Below are 19,762 nucleotides of genomic sequence, written 5' to 3'. Positions count from 1 at the left end.
TGCCCCGGCAGTGCACTCTGTGGACGAACGTGCAGTTTCGCGGAGGGAGTGCCGGAGCAGTGCGCCCGGCACGGCGGACGGGATCAGGCCCAGCCGACGCCCACGTACACCGCGGCGACGGCCACCGACCCGATGATCCCGGACCCGAGGGCGACCACCCGGCCGACCGGCGTCCGGGCCAGCGCCATCCCCACGACGACCACGGTGATCCCGACCACGATCTGCACGATCCACGTCGCCGAGCCGGTGGTCGCCGCCACCTGCAGCAACCCGCGGACCCCCTCGCCGATGAGGACGGCGGCGGTGGCCCCGGCCGCAGCCCCGCGCCAGCGGCCGTCGGCGGACCGTGCCGCGACGGCGACCGCGCCCGCCAGGAGCCCGGCCGGCACCGCCATCACGACCCAGAAGTTCGTGATCGACAACGTGTCGACGTAGCCGCGCAGGTTCGTGGCCGCCCAGTACCCGATGTGCATGAGCTCGAGCAGCACGACCCCGAGCACCATCGCCAGCGCCACCGACAGCCATCCGCCACGACCCCGAGCCCGAGCACCGGCACCAGCGCCGCGGCCGACCCCCGCCGCGAGCACCAGCAGCGCCGCGACGACGAACCACGGGCCGGCCGAGTTCGACACCGTGCCGAGTCCGGGCACCGCCTGTCCGAAACTCGTCGCGACCCCGGCCAGGACCGCCCCCGTCAGCGCCATCGTGACCCGGGCGAGCGGCGGCACGCCGGCGGCGGAGCCGGACGACGTACCCGGCAGTGCGGCGGACGAGGAGGACAGGGTGCTGTTCATGGTCCCGATGCTCCCGTCTCGGCACCGGCCACCGCGTCACCCGGGAGGGCCACCCGCATCCCCCGCGAGAGTGAGAAGCGGGACGGAACGAACGGTGGCGGAGTGGAAGCGGCTCACACCACCGCCGCCGCGGACCCCCTCGTCTCCACCGCCGCCCCGCCGACCCGCTCCCACGACCGCGCCAACGCCTCGACCAGCCGCTCCCGGTCCGCGCCGGACACGGTGAACGGCACCCGCAGCGACCGCTCGAACCCGCCGTCCGGCCCGAACACCCCGCCGGAGGCCAGCACCACCCCCTCCGACCGCGCTGCGAGCACGAGCGCACTCGACACCGGCCGCCCGAGCCCGACCCACAGCGTCAACCCGCCCGCCGGGGACGGCACGTCCCACTCCGGCAGCCGCGCCCGGAGCGCGGCCACGAGACCGTCGCGACCGTCGCGGAGGACGTGACGCCGGGCCTCCAGGACGGCCGCGGTCTGCGGGACCAGCTCACGCGCGACGAGCTGGTCGAGGACCGGCGTGCCGAGGTCACCGGTCGGTCGGGCCAGCAGCAGCCGCTGCAGCAGGTCCGGTGCGGCGCGCACCCACCCGATCCGCAGTCCGCCCCAGAAGACCTTGGCGGCGGAACCGACCATGACGACCTGTCCGGCTGCGTCGGCGGCGAGGGGTCGCGAGGGCACGCCGTCGATGCGGAGCTCCCCCATCGTCTCGTCGGCGACGACGACCGTGCCGACCGCCGCTGCGGCCTCGACCAGCAAGCGGCGCGTCGATGCGGTCATCGTCGCGCCCGTGGGGTTGTGCAGTTCCGGCATGACGTAGGCGACCGTCGGGGCCGAGCGGCGGATCGTGGCGTCGAGCACCGCCTCGTCCCAGCCGCCGCGGACGTCGACGGGGACCGAGACGAGTCGGCCGCCGGCCTCGCGGAGCGCCTCGTGGGCGTGCGGGTACGTCGGTGACTCGACCAGCACGGGGTCGCCGCGGCGGACCAGCACCCGCGCGAGCAGGGCGATCGCGTGCTGCGCGCCGATGGTGACGATCACCTCGGACGATGTGGTCGGCAGTCCGCGTGCGGTGTACCGGTCGGCGATCGCGGCCCGGAGCCCGGCGTCGCCGACGGTGTCGTACCCGATCCCGGCGAGTGCCGCCGGGAGGTGCCGCATCGCCCGTTCGACGGCGTCGGCGACGCCCGGCGCGCTGCGGAGGGCGGCCTTCCGGAGGTCGAGCAGGTCCACGGGGACGGTGCCGGCCAGGTGCTCCGGATCCGGACGCCCTTCGAGCGGCAGGCGGATGATGCTCCCGGAGCCGCGGAGCGAGGTGAGGTACCCGTCCTCGCGGAGACGCGCGTAGGCGTTCGCGACGGTGGTGCGGGAGACGCCGAGGGCGGCAGCGAGACCGCGTTCGGCGGGCAGACGGGCCGCGTGCGGGATGCGTCCGTCGATGACGAGGACCCGGACGGCGTCGGCGAGCGCCTCGTAGGCGGCGGCATCGGATCCGGCTCGCCAGTGGCGGAGCAGCAGGGCGACGGACCGGGCGCTGAGGAGGACGGGGCTCATGGGTCCACGCTAGCCCGATTGGCTCTCGCACAGCAGGCCAATCTGCGCGAGCATCGAGCCATGCCCCGCTCCACCGCCCTGACCCTGCGCTTCCTGCAACTCGCCGTCGGCCTCTTCCTCTACGGCGCCTCGGTGGCGCTGCAGGTCCGTGCCGTCGTCGGCGTCTCGTCGTGGACGGTCCTCACGCAGGGGCTCGAGAACGTCCTGCCGTGGTCGTTCGGCGTCGTCACGGTGACCTCGAGCTTCGTGATCCTGCTGTTCTGGATCCCCCTCCGCCAGCGACCGCGGATCGGCACGCTGCTCAACGTCCTGTGCGTCGGTCCGGCCGCCGACCTGGTGCTCTGGCTGGTCCCCGAGCCGGGCGACCTGCTCGGCCGCGTCCTGCTGTTCGTCGCGAGTCTCGCCCTCCTGGCCGTCGCGACCGCGTGCTACATCGGCGCGGGGTTCGGCACCGGTCCGCGCGACGGCCTGATGGTCGGCCTGCACGAGCGGCTCGGCTGGCCGCTGTGGGTCGCGCGGACGAGCGTCGAGGTCACGGTCGTCGTCATCGGCTGGCTGCTCGGCGGGGACGTCGGCGTCGGCACCGTCGTCGCCGCGTTCGCCATCGGTCCGATGGTCCAGCCGTTGATGCGCCATTTCCGTCGGTTCCCGTGGAGCCCCACCCGGGAGGCACGCCCCGCCCCCGCCCCGCCGGTTCCTGACCCTGCGCCGAGCATCCGGGGCTGACCCTGGCCGCACTGTCCAGACGCGATGTATCGTGTCGCAGAAGACGCGACACATCGCGTCTGGACAGGGAGACGTCATGGCACAGGAGAAGTGGCTCATCGACGAGCCGAAGGTCATCGACACCGGGATCGTCCGCGCACTGCGGATCGGTCTGGTCGGCGGACAGGTGGACGTCGTCACGCACGACGAACCCACCGCCCGCGTGGAGATCCACCAGGTCTCCGGCAAGCCCATCAAGGTCGAGATCGAGGGCGACACCCTCACCGTCGACCACCCGCAGATGCGCTGGGACGACGTCCTCGGGTTCCTCAAGTCCTTCCGTGGCGGCGGCGCCCGAGCCGACGTCAGCATCCTGGTCCCCCGGGACGTGACGGTGAACATCGGCGTCGTCTCGGCCGGCGTCCTGCTCTCCGGTACCGAGCGCGGTGCCACCCTCAACAGCGTCTCCGGGGACGTCGTCGTCGACGGCGTGATCGGTGACGTCGTCGTCAACGCCGTCTCCGGCACGACCACGCTCCGCGACCAGGTCGGCGCCGTCGCGCTCCGCACCGTCTCGGGTGACGTCGTCGCCACCGGCGAGATCCGCCGCTTCACTGCGGACGGAGTGTCCTCGGCGGTCGTCCTCGACCTGCACGGCTCCCCCGACCAGGTGAAGGTGAACACGGTGTCCGGGTCGGTCGACGTCCGTCTGGAGCACGGCACGCCCTACACGAGCACGATCAACACCGCGACCGGCCGGCTGCAGTTCGACGACGCCGAGATCCGCGGCACCCGCGGCTCGTACACGCGGACCGACGGCGAGCTCGCCGGCTCCTACGTCGACATCCGCATCAACTCGGTCTCCGGTGACGTGGCGATCGTGCACGGCCACGCACCCGCCGCGTCCGACGCACCGACCGCGCCGACCGCCCCCGACGGGCCGCCCACGCCGACGACTCCGACAGCTCCGGCAACTCCGTCCTTCGACGAGCAGGGCGGGACCGTCGCATGAGCCCCGTCTTCGCGCACGGTCACCTGCGCCTCTACCTGCTGGTCCTGCTGGCCGACCACCCGATGCACGGGTACGAGGTCATCACCGCGCTCGGCGACCGCTTCGGCGGTACCTACGTGCCGAGCGCCGGAACCGTCTACCCACGTCTGGCGAAGCTGGAGGAGGACGGCCTGATCACCGGCACCTCCGACGGCCGCAAGACCGTCTACGCCATCACCGACGCCGGCCGCGCAGAGCTCGACGCCCGCGCGGACGAGGTCGCGCAGCTCGAGAACGGCGTCACCGACAGCGTCAAGTCGCTCGCCGACGGCGTGCGCGCGTCGGTCGGCGCCGCGATGAAGTCGCTGCGTGCGGACCTGGCGGCCGCCGCCGAACCCGGTGCCACCGGCGGGTCGTCCACCTCCGGTCCGACCGCGGTGCCGGCAGCCGGTGTCCGGTCCCTCCGCGACGCCGAGATGGCCGTCGCCGTGTTCCGGCAGCAGCTCCGTGCGGACCTCCGCCGCCGTGCCGCCCGTGGCACGCTCGACGACGCGGCCGTCCAGCGACTGCGCGACGGCCTGGAGGCCCTGCGCAAGTCGCTCTGACCGGCGCCGGACGGGGCGGGATCGATCCGGGCCTCCCGTCCGGTTCCGGTGGGTCGGCGCATCCTGTCCGTTCCTTCAGGAACACCACTCAGAACCCCTCCGATCCGCGTCTTGACGCAGATCGGAGGGGTTCGTCGCATTCTGTTCGGTCACGGCGGAATACCGTTCGGCCCTCCGGTGTTGCGTTCGCCCACCGATTGAGTAAGTTCGTCGCTCGTGACCAACGAGACCCGGTCGTTGAAAGCCCGACTGATCGGCGACCCGCTCCCCTCCGAGAAACTCGAGGGGCAGCTGCTGCCGAAGCACCTGGCGCTCCCCATCTTCGCCAGCGACCCGCTCTCCTCCGTGGCGTACGCGCCCCAGGAACTCCTGATGATCCTGCTGCTCGGCGGCATGGCGTTCCTGACGTTCGCCCCGTGGGTGGCGGCGCTCGTCGTCCTGCTGCTCGTCGTCGTCGTCGCGTCCTACCGCCAGCTCATCAAGGCGTACCCGTCCGGCGGCGGCGACTACGAGGTCGCACACCGGAACCTCGGTGAGCGCGCCGGACTCGTCGTCGCGAGCGCGCTGCTCGTCGACTACGTGATGACCGTCGCGGTGTCGGTGGCGTCGGGTGTGGACAACATCATCTCCGCGCTGCCGATGCTCAACGAGTTCCGCGTCGAACTCGCGATCCTGTTCGTCGTGCTGCTGGCGGCCGCGAACCTCCGCGGTGTCCGCGAGTCGAGCAAGGCCTTCGCGGTCCCCACCTACCTGTTCGTGGCGAGCGTCTTCGTGATGGTCGTCACCGGGCTGATCCGGGTCGCCGCCGGGAACGCGCCCGTCGCCGAGTCAGCCGCGTACACCGTGCAGAACGTCGAGCACACCACGCAGGCGGCGTTCATCCTGCTGCTCCTCCGCGCCTTCGCGTCCGGCTGTTCGGCGCTGACCGGTGTCGAGGCGATCGCGAACGGCGTGCAGGCGTTCCGCCGCCCGAAGATCAAGAACGCCCAGCAGACCCTCGTGCTCATGGGCGGCATCGCGATCGTCCTGTTCATCGGACTCATCACGCTCGCACTGGTCTCACGCGTGCACTACGCCGAGAGCGCCTGCGACCTGCAGGGCTTCGCGGACTGTGCGACCACCCCGCAGCGCTCCCTGATCGCGCAGATCGCGGCCGCGACGTTCGGCAACAACTCGGTGCTGTTCTTCGTCATCCAGGCGACGACCGCGGCGGTGCTGCTGCTCGCGGCGAACACGGCGTTCAACGGCTTCCCGCTGCTCGGCTCGATCCTGGCCCGCGACTCGTACGCCCCGAAGGCCCTGTCGACCCGCGGTGACCGCCTGATCTACTCGAACGGTGTCATCGTCCTCGCGCTCGTCGCCGCCGCGCTGCTCATCGTCTACCGGGCGAACGTCACGAGCCTGATCCAGCTCTACATCATCGGCGTCTTCGTGTCGTTCACGCTCGGGCAGAGCGGCATGGTGAAGCACTGGGTGACCCTGCTCCGCGCCGACCGTGCCGGGACCGCCGACGAGCCGGTGAACCGTGGGCAGGTGCTCCGGAGCCTGACCATCAACTCGATCGGTGCGACCTTCACCTTCGTGGTGCTCGTCATCGTCACGATCACGAAGTTCACGCACGGCGCCTGGCTGGTCTTCGTGATCATGCCCGTGCTGTTCGTGCTGATGCTCGGCGTGAACCGCTACTACCGGGACGTCTCACACGAGATCGAGGCCGACGTCGAGACCGAGTTCGGCGCGACCGGTGACCACGCGATCGTGCTCGTCAACAAGCTGCAGAAGCCGGTCCTCAAGGCCCTCGACTACGCCATCGCCGCGAAGCACGCCGGGCTCGAAGCGGTGCACGTGGCCATCGACGACGCCGACGCCGCCCGACTCCGCGAACAGTGGGCCGAGCACGGCATCGAGGTCCCGCTGGTCATGGTGCCGAGCCCGTACCGCGACATCTCGATGCCGCTGATCAAGTACATCAAGGCGCACCGGCTCGAGCACGGCTCAGAGGTCGTCACCGTGTACACGCCGCTCTTCATCGTCGGCCACTGGTGGGAAGGGATGCTGCACAACCACCGCGGTCGGCGCATCCGCCGGAAGCTGCTGCTCACGCACGGCGTCACCGTCGCGCTGGTGCCGTGGCTGCTGGACTCGTCCGAGCTGCTGTACGGCAAGCGCTCCCGGCCCTTCCCCGGTCAGGACCGACGTGGCGAGCCCGTCCGGCCGCCACTGCGGCGATCCCCGCACGGCGTCTTCCGCTCGGAGGCCGAGGAGGACCGCCTGGTCCGCTCCGCCCAGCGCAACAGCCTGGAACCGCAGCGGCTCGCGCACCAGCCGTCACCGGCCTCCCGACGCGCCACCCGCCCGGCCGGCCCCGCCGAGGGCGTCGACCCCGCACTGTGCACCGGCGAGGTCCGGTCCCTGGTCGCCGCCGCGCCGCCGGTCCCCCGTCCGCACGATGACGATGCGTGACGGTACCCGGTCGTACGATGTGACCCCATGACGACCGCTCCCGAGGCCCTGCGTACCTTCGCGACCTTCGACGGACACGGCGGCAAGGTCTCGAAGCGCGTCGAGGTGCTCGACCACGAGCCTCCCGTGTCGCCCGACGGCCGCTACGACGGGCTCGTCGCCGTGCGCGGTGAGCACCCCCTCGGCGCCCTCGACGAGCGTGCCGCGGACGACTCCGCCGAGCTCGCCCGCGGGGTCGCGAGCATCGGCTGGGTCGACCCGGCCACGCTCCGCGACTGGTACCGGCCCGACCGGGTCGTGGTGAGCCTCCTGGAAGCCCGACGGTCCGGGCTCGAGCCGGGCGTCTACGCCGACTCACGGGGACGCGGTCGCGTCCGCATCGACGGCCGGGAGGCGCACCTCGCCGCCGACGGTCGGCCCGCGTTCCGCGCACTGGCCGGTCCTGCTGACGCGCCGAAGGCCGACGTGCCGCTGCCGATGGACCAGGTGGTCCGGCTCGTCGTCGTGTCGTCCGGCGTGACCGACACGTCGACCGGAGCGTCCGGGGTGGAGATCGTGACGACGCCGGTCACCCCCGTGCTGTCCCCGGGCGAGTACCCGGTGTACGCCGACGACGTCCCAGGGCTGCCGCCGCGTCCCGCGTCCGGACGGGTGCGGGTCACCGCGTCGGTCCTGCTCACCGGGTCGCTGCACCGGGTCGACCGACTCGACGAGCCCGCGAACACGCTCTGGATCGAGCGGGACGGGCGGGTCGTCCCGGTCGCGGCGAGCGACGTCGGCGGCGACCTGGTCCGGTACACGGCGACGCCCGTCTGAGTCGTCCGGCGCCCGTTGTCCGCTCACGGCCTGCGGGGGACGTGGTGCTGCGCCGTTGGTCGGGGGTGCGGCGTACGGTCCGGGGCATGAGTGATGCAGACCAGAACCAGCCGGAGACCCTCGGCGGAGAACGCCCGGACCCCTCGACCACCGCGAGCAAGGACCCCGAGCAGTGGGTCACCGGCGACGAGCCGATGACCGGCCCGCAGCGCAGCTACCTCGACACCCTCGCCCGCGAAGCCGGTGAGGAGTTGTCAGCCGACCTCACCAAGGCCGAGGCGTCGGAGCACATCGATCGCCTGCAGGAGAAGACCGGACGCGGCGCTTCTTCCTGAGCAACAGTCGTTGCGGTACGGCGGTACGGCGGTCCGCAGTTCTGCGGGCCGCCGACGTGCGTCCTGCTGACAGACCGCGGGCAGTCGCCGCGGGGCGTCGTGGGCCGGTGGCGGCCTGACCGCCGGAGCCGGGTGGAGCGCCCGACCCGCGGAGGTCAGCCGCCCACGCGTCGCCGCGCCGGACCCGCGTCGTCCAGCACCGACAGCACCTGGCGGGCGATCCGCCGGCCGGCACGGTTCGCGCCGATCGTCGACGCCTGCGGTCCGTAGCCGGCGAGGAACAGCCGCGGCTCGGCGGTGGAACGCCCGTCCTCGACGACGACCCCGCCCGCCTCGGTCCTGAGGTGCAGCGGTGCGAGGTGCCGCAGGTCCGCCCGGAAGCCCGTGGCCCAGATCACGGCGTCGGCGTGGACGTGCTCGCCCGACTCGGTCCGGACGCCGTCCTCCTCCAGCCGTGTGAACATCGGCTCAGCTCCGAGCAGCCCCCGCGCCAGTCCGCTCCGGATCCTCGGGGACACCGGCAGCCCGGTCCCGCTGACGATGCTCGGCAGTGTCCCGCCCGCCCGCGCAGCGCGGTCCTGGTCCTCGACCGCCGCCACCGCCGCGCCGATCGCCAGGGCCGGGTCCTCCGACCAGACGACGGGCCGCCGCGTGAACCACCGCGTGGCACGGGCGACGCCGTCGAGCTCGAGCAGGAACCCGATCGCACTGGTCCCGCCGCCGACGACCACGACGTCCTGCCCGGCGAAGTCCGACGCGTCGCGGTAGCCCGTCGTGTCGAGCTGTCGGCCGCGGAACTCGTCGCGGCCGGGGACCCACGGCACGAACGGGGTGCCCCACGTGCCGGAAGCGTTGACGACCACCTCGGCGCGGATCGCCCCCGCGGTGCCCTGCTCGTCACGGGTCTCGACCACCAGGGCGGCACCTCCGTCGTCGTGGCGGACCGCCGTGACGGCGAGCGGCCGGCGCACCCGGAGGTCGTGGTGCTCCTCGAAGCGGCGGTAGTACTCGGCGACGACCTCCCGGGCCGGCCGCGTCTGGTCGGCGTCGTCGAAACGGAGACCCATCTCGTGCATGCCGGGCAGGTCGTGCACCCGGTGGGCGATGCCGAGCCGCAGGGCGTCCCACCGGAACTGCCACGCGCCTCCCGTCCCCGGAGCGCGGTCCAGGACCACCAGATCGCGACCCGCGACCAGTCCCGCACGCTGCAGGTGCCAGGCGACCGAGAGTCCGGCCTGACCAGCACCGATCACGACGACGCGGACTCGTTCTGCTGCGCGGATCATCACCCTCGATTCTGCTGTGCTCGGGACGCGCCGGGCGAAGTCGGCAACGGGGTACATGGTAAAGTGGCCGACAGATTTCAAACCACGAACCGTCTGTTCTTCCCGGGTGCGCACTCGACGCCCGCCGAGACCGGACACGAGCCGACACAGAGGGGGTCACGCATGGGGCGCGGCCGTCAGAAGGCGAAGCACACCAAGGTCGCCCGGGAGCTGAAGTACTTCAGCCCGGACACCAACTACGGTGCTCTCGAACGCGAACTCTCCGTCGCACAGCAGTCGGACGAGCCCGACTACGTCGACCGGTGGGCCGACGAGTTCGGCGACGAAGGTGACCTCGAGAACCAGACGGACACGAACAAGTCCGCCTGACCTCTCGGTCGAAGACGCCGCGCGCCTCCGGGCAGCGCGGCGTTCCTCGTTGTCGGCGCGTCGCCGAGGGCGGGGCGGGGCCGGGCGGCGCCGAGGTCGCACGAACTGCCGCGCCGGCGGTCCCGAGGCGGCACATCGTGCGACCTCGGCGTCGCGCGGACGGCACGTCGTGCGACCTCGAGTACGGACGAACCTCGGCCGAACCGCGGCCGGCGCGTCAGCCCGCGTAGGACCCGACGAGCCGAACGGCCCCGCCGTCGACGCCCTTCGCACCCTGCTCGAACCCGGTCAGGTCGCGCGTGCCGATCGACACCGTGCCGACCGCCCACGCGGGCAGCCCGGCCGACCGGAGCGTCGCGGTGATCCCGTCCACCGACGCCGCCGAGACGACCGCGAACATGCCGATGCCCAGGTTCCAGGTGCCCTCGGTGTCCTCGATCGCCGTGCCGGCCAGGTCCGCGAGCACACGGAACACCGGGAGCGGCTGCCAGGTGGAACGCTCGACCTCGACCCACGAACCGACGGGCAGCACGCGCGCCAGGTTCGCCGCGATGCCGCCACCGGTGACGTGCGACAGCGAGTGCACGTCGCCCGGGTGCCCGTCGATCAACTCGAGGAGCGGGGTCGTGTAGAGGCGGGTGGGCTCGAGCAGGGCCTCGCCGACCAGGCCGCCGAGCTCCGGCAGCGTGTCGGTGTAGCCGATGCCCCGCTGGCCCAGGATGTGCCGCACGAGCGAGTAGCCGTTGGAGTGCAGCCCCGAGGACTCGATGGCGATGACCACGTCGCCGTCCTGCACCAGGTGCGCGCCGAGCTGCGAGCCGGCTTCGACCGCGCCGACTGCGGCACCGGCGACGTCGTAGTCGTCCGGTCCGAGCAGACCCGGGTGTTCCGCGGTCTCGCCGCCGACGAGGGCGGTGCCGGTGGCCGCGCAGCCGCGGGCGATGCCGGCGACGATGTCGGCGATGCGGTTCGGGACGACCCGGCCGCAGGCGATGTAGTCCGTCATGAACAGCGGCGTCGCGCCGACCACGACGATGTCGTCGACGACCATGCCGACGAGGTCCAGCCCGATCGTGTCGTGCTTGTCGATCGCCTGCGCGATCGCGACCTTCGTGCCGACGCCGTCGGTGGAGGTGGCCAGGAGTGGCCGCTCGTAGTCCTTCAGGAACGAGACGTCGTACAGACCGGCGAAGCCGCCGACCCCGCCCAGGACGGACGCGTTGTGCGTCGCCGACACGGCGGACTTCATGAGCTCGACGGCCAGGTCACCGGCAGCGGTGTCGACGCCGGCCTCGGCGTAGGGGTTGGGCATACGTCGTCCTCCGCGGGGCATGGCAGACTTGTTCGGTACCACCCGATCCTACGGTCTGGAGCACTCCGCGCATGTGCGGCATCGTCGGCCTCGTCAACCAGGGGCCAGCAAACCAATCCATCTACGACGCACTGCTCCTGCTGCAACACCGGGGACAGGACTCCACGGGCATCGCCACGGTCGACGGTCACGTGCACCACATGCACAAGACCCGCGGTCACGTGCGCGAGGGGTTCCGCACCCGTGACATGCGTGCACTCCTCGGGACGATGGGCCTCGGCCACGTCCGGTACGCCACACGCGGAGCCGCCGCGAACGAGGAAGAGGCCCAGCCGTTCTACGTGAACGCGCCGTACGGCATCGTCCTCGTGCACAACGGCAACCTGACGAACACGCGGGAACTCACCCGCGAGCTGTTCGACATCGACCGTCGGCACCTCAACACGACCTCGGACACCGAACTGCTCGTGAACGTGCTGGCGCACGAGTTGCAGGGACAGGTCCGCGGGACCCACCTGGACCCCGGGCAGGTGTTCGACGCGGTCGAGCGCGTGCATGAGCGGGTCGAGGGGTCGTACGCCACGATCGCGACGATCGCGGGTCACGGCCTGCTGGCGTTCCGCGACCCGTACGGCATCCGGCCGCTCATCCTCGGCCACAGGTTCGACGACGCCGGCAAGAGCGAGTGGGTCGTCGCGTCCGAGTCCCTGGTGCTGGAGTCCGGCGGCTACGACATCGTCCGCGACGTCGCCCCGGGCGAGGCCGTCTTCATCGAGATGGACGGCACGATGCACGCCCGGCAGTGTGCGAAGGACCCGCGCCTGGTCCCGTGCTCGTTCGAGTACGTCTACCTGGCCCGTCCGGACTCCGTGATGAACGGCATCTCCGTCTACGACGCCCGTCTGCGCCTGGGCAACCGCCTGGCGGACACGATCGAGCAGTACGCCCCGACCGGTGACATCGACGTCGTGATGCCGATCCCGGACTCCAGCCGGCCCGCAGCGATGCAGGTCGCGCAGAAGCTCGGCATCGAGTACCGCGAGGGCTTCTACAAGAACCGCTACGTCGGCCGGACGTTCATCATGCCGGGGCAGGCGGAGCGCAAGCGATCGGTCCGTCAGAAGCTCAACGCGATGTCGTCCGAGTTCAAGGGCAAGAACATCCTGATCGTCGACGACTCCATCGTGCGCGGCACGACGAGCCGCGAGATCGTCGAGATGGCGCGGGCCGCCGGTGCGAACGAGGTCACCTTCACGAGCGCCGCGCCGCCTGTCCGGTTCCCGCACGTGTACGGCATCAACATGCCGACCCGCGCCGAGCTCATCGCCCACGACCGGAAGATCCCCGAGATCAACCGCGTCCTGGGCAGCGATCACCTGATCTACCAGGAGATCGGCGACATGCGCGACGCGATCATCGAGGGCTCCGACGTCACGGACCTCGAGATGAGCTGCTTCACCGGCGAGTACGTGACCGGCTCGGTGTCGCCGGAGTACCTCGCCTGGGTCGAGGCGAACCAGCTCAGCTGACGCCGCTGCGGACGTCCGCACGGAACGGACTGGAGGCCCGTCACCACCTGGTGACGGGCCTCCAGTCCGTTCTCGGGTCGCGTCTGCGAGCGCAGCCTCAGCGCTCCGGCTGTGCCTGGTCGTCGGGGGCCGGATCGGTCGCGGCCGGGGCGGCCGGGGCGTCGTGCTCCTCGAGCTCGCCGTCGACGGTCTCGGGTGCCGGGTCGACCGCCACGCGCTCGGCCGTCAGCCGGGCTGCACGGCGGGACGAAACCTGGTCGAGCACCACGGCGATGACGGCGCCGACGAGCATGCCGATCGAGATGCCGTACAGGCTGAAGTAGCCGACGAGCCCCGCGAAGCCGGTGGTCTCCTGCTGGTCCCCCCGGTCGATGCTCATCGTGAGCGCGACGACGACCACCGTCACCAAGAAGCCGAGGACGGCCCCGCCGAGGATGAAGACGCTGAAGCGGGGGGCGCGCCGGATGGTGACCTGGTCCGGGCTGGTCACCGCGTTGGGCGCCGGCACCGGGCGCTCATCGGGTCGATCGGTGTTGCTCACGTCCCCATTGTCCCCCACCTTGGGAGGAGCCACGCCCGGCAGTTCGTCCGCTGGACGCGAGATGATGGTCCACTACCGAGCAGTATCGAGGACGGAGGTGCGCGATGATCGACGGGACCGCGTCGAGCGACCGCCGTCCGACGACCGCCCCCGCCCGCCTGTCCTGGCCCGTGATGACCCGGCACGAAGAGGACCGGGCCGTCGCCGTCGTCGGGGAACACCGTTGGAGCGTCGCCCTGGTCGGGACCGCCGGGCTCGGCAAGACCACCGTCGCGGCCCGGGTCACCGACCGGGTCGCCGCGCAGGAGCGTGACGCGGACCCGCTCGTCGTGCCCATCACCGCGGTCGCCTCCGGGTCGTCGATGCCCTTCGGCGCGGTGTCCGACCGTTTCGGGGACGTCCTGGGCGACGACCTGACCGAACCCGTCCCCGCCGAGGCGCGCCTTCGTGACGCGGCCGAGGCGGAGGGCCGGGACCTGCTCCTGCGGGTCGACGACGCCGACCTGCTCGACGCGCTCTCGGCCCGCTACGTCGCCTGGCTCGTCCGTGACCAGCACGCGCGCCTCGTCCTGACCTGCCGGGACTTCACCGCACTCGCCGAACCCCTGCGTGCGCTGTGGCAGGACGACCTGCTCGAGCGCATCGACCTGGAACCGCTCGACCTGGCCGAGACCTCGTCCCTCGTCGAGTCCGCCCTCGGGGCTCCGCTCGAACCGGCATCGGTGGAGCAGGTGCACCGTGCGACGCAGGGCAACCCGCTGTACCTGCGCGAGGTCGTCCGGGCCGGTCTGTCCTCCGGCGCGCTGGAGCACACCGCCCTCAGCTGGTACTGGCGCGGCCGGGTGACGGCGTCGCTGAGCCTGGCCGACATGTACAGCACCGAGCTCGGGGCACTGCCCGGAGACCTGCGTGACGTCGTGGAGATCGTCGCCCTGGCCGAACCGATCCCGCTGTCCCGGCTGATCGCCCTGGTGGACGGGCTCGACCTCGACCGCACGGTGGGGCTCGGCTTCGTCCGGATCGACTCGACCGACACCGGCAGTCCGGTCGCACGCTCCTCGCACCCGCTGGTCGGTGAGGTCGTCCGCGCCCTGGTGCCCGTGGCCCGACGCACGGCCCTGTTCGCCCGGGCGAACGCGTTCCGCACCGACCGTCCCGAGGGTGCGCCGCCGGCCGCCCGGCTCCGTTCGACCCTCTGGGCGCTGGAGTGCGGCATCGTGCCTCCGGTGGACCAACTGCTCGACGCGTCTCGGGTCGCCGGCGGCCTGCAGGAGCACGAGAGCGCCATCGCCCTGACGACCGCAGCCCTCAGCGCGGGGCCCGACGCCGGCCTCACCCCGACCGACCGGGTGCGGACCCACTGCCTGCGGTCCCTGGCCCACGGGTACAGCAGCGGGCGCGAGGCCGGCCGGCTCGACGCCGAAGCGGCCTGGGGTCTGGTGACCTCCGGGGTGGAGGTCGACGACGTCGCCGTGGTCGAGGCGTGCGAGACCCTCGCGAACCTCCGACAGTTCCACGACGACGACGCTGCCGCGGCCGTCGCGCTGACCGAGGTCGCGATGCAGTTCGTGGGCCCGGAGACCGTCGAACAGCTGCGGGTCCTGCGCCTGTCGCACCTGGGCTGGGGCGGTGACTTCGCCGAGGTCCGCGAGGAGATCGAGCGCACCGGCGTCCTGCACGCCCCCGCGATCCCCCGGTCCTTCCTGCCGATCGCGGCGTGCGCCGTGGCCGCCCTGGGCACCGGCGGACGACTCGACGACGCCCTGCGGCTGGCGCAGGCGAGTCTCGCCACGGCCGCGGTGCACCTCGAGGACTCGCCGTGGAGCGTCGGTGAGATCGTCTCGGTCATGCACCAGGTGCAGGTCTGGCGCGGCGACATCGCCGAGATGGTGACCCAGGTGCCGGTCAGCCGGTCGGACCCGTTCCTCAAGTACGACTTCACCCTCGAGCTGTTCGGCATCGGCAACCAGGCCCTCGGACAGCGCCGGTGGTCCGACGCGGTCACCGCGTTCACGGCCGCCTGCGAGCGGTACGCGGTCGACGACCCGGGAGGGTTCGCCGCCTACGCCTGGTCGCGCCTGGCGATGTCGCAGGCGTACGCGGGCATGACCGACGCCGCCGCCGAGTCCGTCGAGCGGGCGCGGACCACTCCCCTGCGGGCCATGCGGATCCTCGGCGCCCAGATCGAGATGACGATCGCCTGGACCGAGGCGCTGCTCGGCAACCCCGCCGGGCTGTACCGCGCGGACGAGCTCATCGCCCGTGGCACCGCCTCGGGCGCCTGGACGCACGTGCTCTACGGCCAGGCCCTGCACTACGCGATGGACGTCGCGGCCGGTCGGGACACCACGGCGTCGCTCGACCGCCTGCAGGATGCGGCCGGCCGGGTGGACGGCCCCCTCGCGAACGCGATCACCCAGTACGCCGACGCGCTGCGCTCGGGTGACCGCGGGTGGATCGCCAGCGTGCAGGCGGACCTCGCCGCGTGCGGGATGGCGGTGACGGCCGGCCGACGGACGCAGCCGCTGACGAAGCGCGAGTACGAGGTCGCCCAGCTCGCGGCGCAGGGGTTCTCGAACCGACGGATCGCGGAGCACCTCGGACTGTCGGTGCGGACGATCGACGCCCACATGTCGCGGGTGTTCTCGAAGTGGGACCTGCGTGCGCGGTCCGAGCTCGCCGAGATGGTCTGAGCCGACGGCCGTCCGCCGCGAGACGCCCCCGTGTGCGCGAGACGCCTCCTGATCCTGCGGCGTCTCGCCCGGTCGGCGGCGTCTCGGGGCCGTCCGGAGGATGCCGGCCGCGTCCGGGCACGACGGGTCGACCGCAAGAAGTTGCGGGTTGCAGCACGACTCGCCGTCCTCGTTGACACAGTGCGCCTGGTTTCGCGTAGCGTTGCGTACGTCGCCGGGTTCGGACCCGTTCGGGTCGGGTCCGAATCCCGGCGGCTTCAGCAAGGCTAGAGAAGCAGGTGCACGGTCCACATCGGTAGGACCTACCTAATTCCCGCCGGTACCGGCCAGACGCGGCCCGTGTCTCCGCCTTCCGGCTGATGTGCTCGCGTCCCGCTGCCCGCCAGGCTCGACGGGTGCCGTTCACCATCAGCCACGCGGTCGTCGCGCTGCCGTTCCGCCGCTCCGCCCTGCCCGTCGCGGCGGTCGCGGTCGGCTCGATGGCCCCCGACGCCGTGCTCTTCGTGACCGCGCTGCCGCCGTACGGCTTCACGCACTCGTGGCTCGGTGTCGTCACGATCGACCTCGTGGTGTCGCTGGTCGTGCTCGCCGCGTGGTGGTACCTCGTCCGGCCCGCGTGGACCCCGGTCCTCCCGTCCCGGTACCGCGCGCAGCTACCCGGCTGGGACCGGCCCGAGCGGGTCCCGCCGTCGCGGGTCCCGCTCGTCGTGGTCGCCTGCGTGCTCGGGAGCGTGACGCACATCGTCTGGGACGCCCTCTCGCACCCGCACGGCTGGGTCGTCCTGCACGTGTCGGCGCTCCGGTCGGAGGTCGGCGGCCACCCGGTGTACTCCCTCGTCCAGGACGCCTCGAGTGCGGGCGGCCTGCTCCTGCTCCTCGTGCTGCTGCGGCAGTGGACGCGCCACGCGCGGACCGCCGGCGACGTGGCGGGGGTGAGGCGGGCCTCCCGGCCGGACCCCGCGGTGGTCGCACCGGACCACACCGGACGGGAGGCCCGCATCACCCCCGTCGTCGCCCTCGCCGCCGTCCTGCTGGTCGCGCTGGTCACCGCGGGGTCGGGCCTCGGCCGCGGCGGTGGCGTCGGGACGGTCGTCGTCCGCGAGGCGTTCGTCCTGCCGCCGACGGTCGCGGTGACGCTGGCCGCCGGGGCGCTCGTGCTGCTGCTGGTCCGGAGGGCGCGGGCGGCGGAACCGTCAGGGCAGGCGGACCGGCAGGAACGCGGCGAGGTCCGCCCGTGACCCGGAGGCGCTGACGCGGCGCGCGGTGTCCGGGTCGTCCCAGCGGAGCCGACCGGTCGCGAGCGCGAGCCAGGTCGTCGGGTCGGTCTCGACGACGTTCGGCGGGGTGCCGCGGGTGTGTCGAGGGCCGGGCACGGCCTGCACGGCGGCGAACGGCGGGACCCGGACCTCGACGCTGTTCCCGGGCACGTCCTCGGCCAGGCGCTGCAGGGTCCAGCGGACGGCGGTCGCGACCGAGGTGCGGTCCGTCGCACCGGCGGTCACGGCGTCCAGGGCAGCCCGGCCGACGGCGTCTTCGATCGTCCTCGGCGGCATCTCCACAGGCTAGCCGGTGCACTGCGGGCGGCGAGTCGGGCTCGGTAGGGTGATCGGGTGCGAATCCTCGTCCTCGGTTCCGGTGCCCGCGAGCACGCGATCATCACGGCCCTCCTGGCGGAGAACGCCGCGTCCCCGGACGGCGGCCACGTCATCACGGCCGCGCCCGGCAACGCCGGCATCGCCGCCGACGTCGAGACGGTGTCGCTCGACCCGTCGAACGGCGCCCTCGTCGCGGAGTACGCGTTCGAGAACGACGTCGACCTGGTCGTCGTCGGCCCCGAGGCCCCGCTCATCGCCGGTGTCGCCGACCCGCTGCGCACCCGCGGCATCCCCGTCTTCGGTCCGGGCAAGGCCGCCGCGCAGCTCGAGGGCTCGAAGGCGTTCGCCAAGCGGATCATGGCCGAGGCCGGGGTCCCGACCGGACGCCCCGTGTACGCCGGCACGGTGGCCGAAGCCGCGGCGGCGCTCGACGACCTCGGAGCCCCGTACGTCGTGAAGGCCGACGGGTTGGCAGCCGGCAAGGGCGTCCTGGTGACCGAGGACCGGCAGGCGGCGCTCGACCACGCGACCTACTGGTTGCAGCACGGCCACGTCGTCGTCGAGGAGTTCCTGGACGGCGAAGAGGTGTCACTGTTCTTCCTCAGCGACGGGCACGACGTCCGGCCGCTCTCCCCCGCACAGGACTACAAGCGCCTGGGCGACGGCGACCTCGGACCGAACACCGGTGGCATGGGCGCGTACTCGCCGCTGCCGTGGCTCGACGAGCGCTGGGGCTCCGAACAGGCCTTCGTGGACGAGGTCTCCGAGCTCGTCGCACTGCCGACCGTCCGCCGCCTCGAGCACGAGGGCACGCCGTTCGTCGGGCTGCTCTACTGCGGGCTCATCGTGACCGAGCAGGGCGTCCGCGTCATCGAGTTCAACGCCCGGTTCGGCGACCCGGAGACCCAGGTCGTCCTCCCCCGGCTGGCGACCCCGCTGAGCGGCCTGCTGCTGGCAGCGGCGACCGGGCAGCTCGGCAGCGCCCCGCGGCCGGAGTTCCGCGACCAGGCAGCGGTCACCGTCGTCCTGGCGAGCGAGGGCTACCCGGAGAACCCGGTCACCGGTCGGGTCATCACCGGGATCGACGACGCGAACGCCCGCGACGGTGTCGCCGTGCTGCACGCCGCGACCGGCACCCTCGACGGGGACCTCGTCGCCACCGGCGGACGCGTCCTGAGCGTCGTCGGGACCGGGTCCGACTTCGCCCAGGCCCGAGACCGCGCGTACGCGGGACTGCACGACATCACCCTGCCCGGCGGGCAGTTCCGCACCGACATCGCCACGAAGGTCGTCCGATGAGCGCCGCACCCGTCGTCGAGGGCTGGCGTCACGTCTCGTCCGGCAAGGTCCGCGAACTCTACGTCCCGGCCGACACCGCCGACGTCGCCAGTGCCACCGAGCTGCTGCTGCTGGCCTCGGACCGGGTCAGCGCGTACGACTTCGCGCTCGAACCGCCGATCCCCGGCAAGGGCGAACTGCTGACGCGGCTGTCCCGCTTCTGGTTCGGCCAGCTGCGCGACGTCCCGAACCACCTGCTCACGCCGAGCGGAACCACGACCCCGGTGCCCGCCGACGTCGAAGCCCGCTCCATGCACGTCATGCCGCTCCGGATGTTCCCGATCGAGTGCGTCGTCCGCGGGTACCTGGTCGGCAGCGGCTGGGCGGAGTACCAGGAGTCCGGCAGCGTCTGCGGCGTCGAGCTGCCCGCCGGCCTGTCGAACGGTGACCGCCTACCGGAACCGATCTACACCCCGGCGTACAAGGCGCCGCAGGGCGAGCACGACGAGAACATCTCCTTCGCGCGCACCGAGGAACTGGTCGGGCCGGCCGATGCCGCTGCCCTCCGTGACCTGTCGCTCGCGGTGTACTCCGACGCGGCGGCGATCGCCCTGCAGCGCGGGGTCGTCATCGCGGACACGAAGTTCGAGTTCGGCCGCGACGCCGACGGCCTCATCCGCATCGCGGACGAGGTCCTGACCAGCGACTCCAGCCGCTACTGGGACGCCGCCGCGTACGAGTCCGGTAACCGCACCGACTCCTTCGACAAGCAGATCGTCCGCGACTGGCTCAGCACGCACTGGGACCGCACGGGCACGCCGCCGGTGCTGCCGGACGAGGTCGTCCAGCGGACGGCTGCACGGTACCAGGAGCTGATCGAGCGCCTCGGGGCCTGAT

18 protein-coding genes are annotated in these 19,762 nt (G+C 72.4%); 12 read left to right on the top strand and 6 right to left on the bottom strand.

Going from position 1 to position 19,762, the window contains the following annotated elements; translation table 11 throughout:
- Nucleotides 1-83 precede the first annotated feature (83 nt).
- Both DEI89_RS10915 and DEI89_RS10910 read right to left on the bottom strand, forming a co-directional pair.
- Nucleotides 84-794 (bottom strand): DUF6518 family protein, encoded by a 711-nt coding sequence (locus tag DEI89_RS10915; RefSeq protein WP_110904075.1) that lies wholly within the window; start codon nucleotides 792-794, stop codon nucleotides 84-86.
- 113 nt (nucleotides 795-907) lie between these two features.
- Nucleotides 908-2,347 (bottom strand): PLP-dependent aminotransferase family protein, encoded by a 1,440-nt coding sequence (locus tag DEI89_RS10910; protein ID WP_110904074.1) that lies wholly within the window; start codon nucleotides 2,345-2,347, stop codon nucleotides 908-910.
- A 60-nt stretch (nucleotides 2,348-2,407) separates the two neighbouring features.
- Between DEI89_RS10910 and DEI89_RS10905 the strand changes: the two genes are divergently transcribed.
- From DEI89_RS10905 to DEI89_RS10880, 6 genes are all read left to right on the top strand, one after another.
- Complete coding sequence (locus DEI89_RS10905) at nucleotides 2,408-3,073, top strand: YitT family protein (RefSeq protein WP_110904073.1); 666 nt, start codon at nucleotides 2,408-2,410, stop codon at nucleotides 3,071-3,073.
- Nucleotides 3,074-3,149: 76 nt separating this feature from the next.
- Nucleotides 3,150-4,064, top strand: a complete 915-nt coding sequence (locus DEI89_RS10900) for a DUF4097 family beta strand repeat-containing protein (protein ID WP_110904072.1) — start codon at nucleotides 3,150-3,152, stop codon at nucleotides 4,062-4,064.
- Nucleotides 4,061-4,648: a PadR family transcriptional regulator gene (locus tag DEI89_RS10895; RefSeq protein ID WP_110904071.1), complete on the top strand. Its 588-nt coding sequence runs from the start codon at nucleotides 4,061-4,063 to the stop codon at nucleotides 4,646-4,648. The genes DEI89_RS10900 and DEI89_RS10895 overlap by 4 nt, the downstream gene beginning before the upstream one ends.
- 216 nt (nucleotides 4,649-4,864) lie before the next feature.
- Nucleotides 4,865-7,111: an APC family permease gene (locus DEI89_RS10890; protein ID WP_258366156.1), complete on the top strand. Its 2,247-nt coding sequence runs from the start codon at nucleotides 4,865-4,867 to the stop codon at nucleotides 7,109-7,111.
- A 27-nt stretch (nucleotides 7,112-7,138) separates the two neighbouring features.
- On the top strand, nucleotides 7,139-7,927 hold the full coding sequence (locus tag DEI89_RS10885; protein WP_110904070.1) for a hypothetical protein: 789 nt from the start codon (nucleotides 7,139-7,141) through the stop codon (nucleotides 7,925-7,927).
- A gap of 86 nt (nucleotides 7,928-8,013) precedes the next feature.
- Nucleotides 8,014-8,262, top strand: coding sequence for a DUF3072 domain-containing protein (locus DEI89_RS10880; RefSeq protein ID WP_110904069.1), 249 nt, complete (start codon nucleotides 8,014-8,016; stop codon nucleotides 8,260-8,262).
- Between the two features lie 155 nt (nucleotides 8,263-8,417).
- Here DEI89_RS10880 and DEI89_RS10875 read toward each other — a convergent pair whose 3' ends face one another.
- Nucleotides 8,418-9,548, bottom strand: coding sequence for an NAD(P)-binding domain-containing protein (locus tag DEI89_RS10875; protein WP_110904068.1), 1,131 nt, complete (start codon nucleotides 9,546-9,548; stop codon nucleotides 8,418-8,420).
- 162 nt (nucleotides 9,549-9,710) lie between these two features.
- Here DEI89_RS10875 and DEI89_RS10870 point away from each other — a divergent pair, with 162 nt between their 5' ends.
- Nucleotides 9,711-9,917 (top strand): DUF3073 domain-containing protein, encoded by a 207-nt coding sequence (locus DEI89_RS10870; RefSeq protein WP_110904067.1) that lies wholly within the window; start codon nucleotides 9,711-9,713, stop codon nucleotides 9,915-9,917.
- Between the two features lie 217 nt (nucleotides 9,918-10,134).
- Here the strand turns inward: DEI89_RS10870 and purM are convergent, their stop codons facing one another.
- Nucleotides 10,135-11,229: a phosphoribosylformylglycinamidine cyclo-ligase gene (gene purM / locus DEI89_RS10865; RefSeq protein ID WP_110904066.1), complete on the bottom strand. Its 1,095-nt coding sequence runs from the start codon at nucleotides 11,227-11,229 to the stop codon at nucleotides 10,135-10,137.
- A gap of 71 nt (nucleotides 11,230-11,300) precedes the next feature.
- Here purM and purF point away from each other — a divergent pair, with 71 nt between their 5' ends.
- On the top strand, nucleotides 11,301-12,758 hold the full coding sequence (gene purF / locus DEI89_RS10860) for an amidophosphoribosyltransferase (RefSeq protein ID WP_110904065.1): 1,458 nt from the start codon (nucleotides 11,301-11,303) through the stop codon (nucleotides 12,756-12,758).
- Nucleotides 12,759-12,855: 97 nt separating this feature from the next.
- On the opposite strand, the gene DEI89_RS10855 is transcribed toward purF, so the two are convergent.
- Nucleotides 12,856-13,299: a hypothetical protein gene (locus DEI89_RS10855; RefSeq protein ID WP_146236756.1), complete on the bottom strand. Its 444-nt coding sequence runs from the start codon at nucleotides 13,297-13,299 to the stop codon at nucleotides 12,856-12,858.
- Nucleotides 13,300-13,403: 104 nt separating this feature from the next.
- On the opposite strand from DEI89_RS10855, the gene DEI89_RS10850 reads away from it, so the two are divergent.
- The gene (locus tag DEI89_RS10850; RefSeq protein WP_110904063.1) at nucleotides 13,404-15,992 is read left to right on the top strand and encodes a LuxR C-terminal-related transcriptional regulator; all 2,589 of its coding nucleotides are present in this window, start codon (nucleotides 13,404-13,406) and stop codon (nucleotides 15,990-15,992) included.
- Nucleotides 15,993-16,387: 395 nt separating this feature from the next.
- Nucleotides 16,388-17,230: a DUF4184 family protein gene (locus tag DEI89_RS10845; protein WP_181421598.1), complete on the top strand. Its 843-nt coding sequence runs from the start codon at nucleotides 16,388-16,390 to the stop codon at nucleotides 17,228-17,230.
- On the opposite strand, the gene DEI89_RS10840 is transcribed toward DEI89_RS10845, so the two are convergent.
- The gene (locus DEI89_RS10840) at nucleotides 17,186-17,545 is read right to left on the bottom strand and encodes a sterol carrier family protein (RefSeq protein WP_110904130.1); all 360 of its coding nucleotides are present in this window, start codon (nucleotides 17,543-17,545) and stop codon (nucleotides 17,186-17,188) included. The genes DEI89_RS10845 and DEI89_RS10840 overlap by 45 nt on opposite strands.
- Nucleotides 17,546-17,602: 57 nt before the next feature.
- On the opposite strand from DEI89_RS10840, the gene purD reads away from it, so the two are divergent.
- Complete coding sequence (gene purD / locus DEI89_RS10835) at nucleotides 17,603-18,886, top strand: phosphoribosylamine--glycine ligase (protein ID WP_110904061.1); 1,284 nt, start codon at nucleotides 17,603-17,605, stop codon at nucleotides 18,884-18,886.
- Nucleotides 18,883-19,761: a phosphoribosylaminoimidazolesuccinocarboxamide synthase gene (locus DEI89_RS10830; RefSeq protein WP_110904060.1), complete on the top strand. Its 879-nt coding sequence runs from the start codon at nucleotides 18,883-18,885 to the stop codon at nucleotides 19,759-19,761. Before purD ends, DEI89_RS10830 begins: the two co-directional genes overlap by 4 nt.
- Nucleotide 19,762: the final 1 nt, after the last annotated feature.

The sequence above is a fragment of the Curtobacterium sp. MCBD17_030 genome (assembly GCF_003224255.1).
Lineage (GTDB): Bacteria > Actinomycetota > Actinomycetes > Actinomycetales > Microbacteriaceae > Curtobacterium.
This window is presented reverse-complemented; position numbering and strand designations above follow the sequence as displayed.

Bases quoted from the DNA above. Each gene is read 5' to 3' on its own strand.
- DEI89_RS10915 (WP_110904075.1), bottom strand. From the start codon at position 794: ATGAACAGCACCCTGTCCTCCTCGTCCGCCGCACTGCCGGGTACGTCG.
- DEI89_RS10910 (WP_110904074.1), bottom strand. From the start codon at position 2,347: ATGAGCCCCGTCCTCCTCAGCGCCCGGTCCGTCGCCCTGCTGCTCCGC.
- DEI89_RS10905 (WP_110904073.1), top strand. From the start codon at position 2,408: ATGCCCCGCTCCACCGCCCTGACCCTGCGCTTCCTGCAACTCGCCGTC.
- DEI89_RS10900 (WP_110904072.1), top strand. From the start codon at position 3,150: ATGGCACAGGAGAAGTGGCTCATCGACGAGCCGAAGGTCATCGACACC.
- DEI89_RS10895 (WP_110904071.1), top strand. From the start codon at position 4,061: ATGAGCCCCGTCTTCGCGCACGGTCACCTGCGCCTCTACCTGCTGGTC.
- DEI89_RS10885 (WP_110904070.1), top strand. From the start codon at position 7,139: ATGACGACCGCTCCCGAGGCCCTGCGTACCTTCGCGACCTTCGACGGA.
- DEI89_RS10880 (WP_110904069.1), top strand. From the start codon at position 8,014: ATGAGTGATGCAGACCAGAACCAGCCGGAGACCCTCGGCGGAGAACGC.
- DEI89_RS10875 (WP_110904068.1), bottom strand. From the start codon at position 9,548: ATGATCCGCGCAGCAGAACGAGTCCGCGTCGTCGTGATCGGTGCTGGT.
- DEI89_RS10870 (WP_110904067.1), top strand. From the start codon at position 9,711: ATGGGGCGCGGCCGTCAGAAGGCGAAGCACACCAAGGTCGCCCGGGAG.
- purM (WP_110904066.1), bottom strand. From the start codon at position 11,229: ATGCCCAACCCCTACGCCGAGGCCGGCGTCGACACCGCTGCCGGTGAC.
- purF (WP_110904065.1), top strand. From the start codon at position 11,301: ATGTGCGGCATCGTCGGCCTCGTCAACCAGGGGCCAGCAAACCAATCC.
- DEI89_RS10850 (WP_110904063.1), top strand. From the start codon at position 13,404: ATGATCGACGGGACCGCGTCGAGCGACCGCCGTCCGACGACCGCCCCC.
- DEI89_RS10840 (WP_110904130.1), bottom strand. From the start codon at position 17,545: ATGCCGCCGAGGACGATCGAAGACGCCGTCGGCCGGGCTGCCCTGGAC.
- DEI89_RS10830 (WP_110904060.1), top strand. From the start codon at position 18,883: ATGAGCGCCGCACCCGTCGTCGAGGGCTGGCGTCACGTCTCGTCCGGC.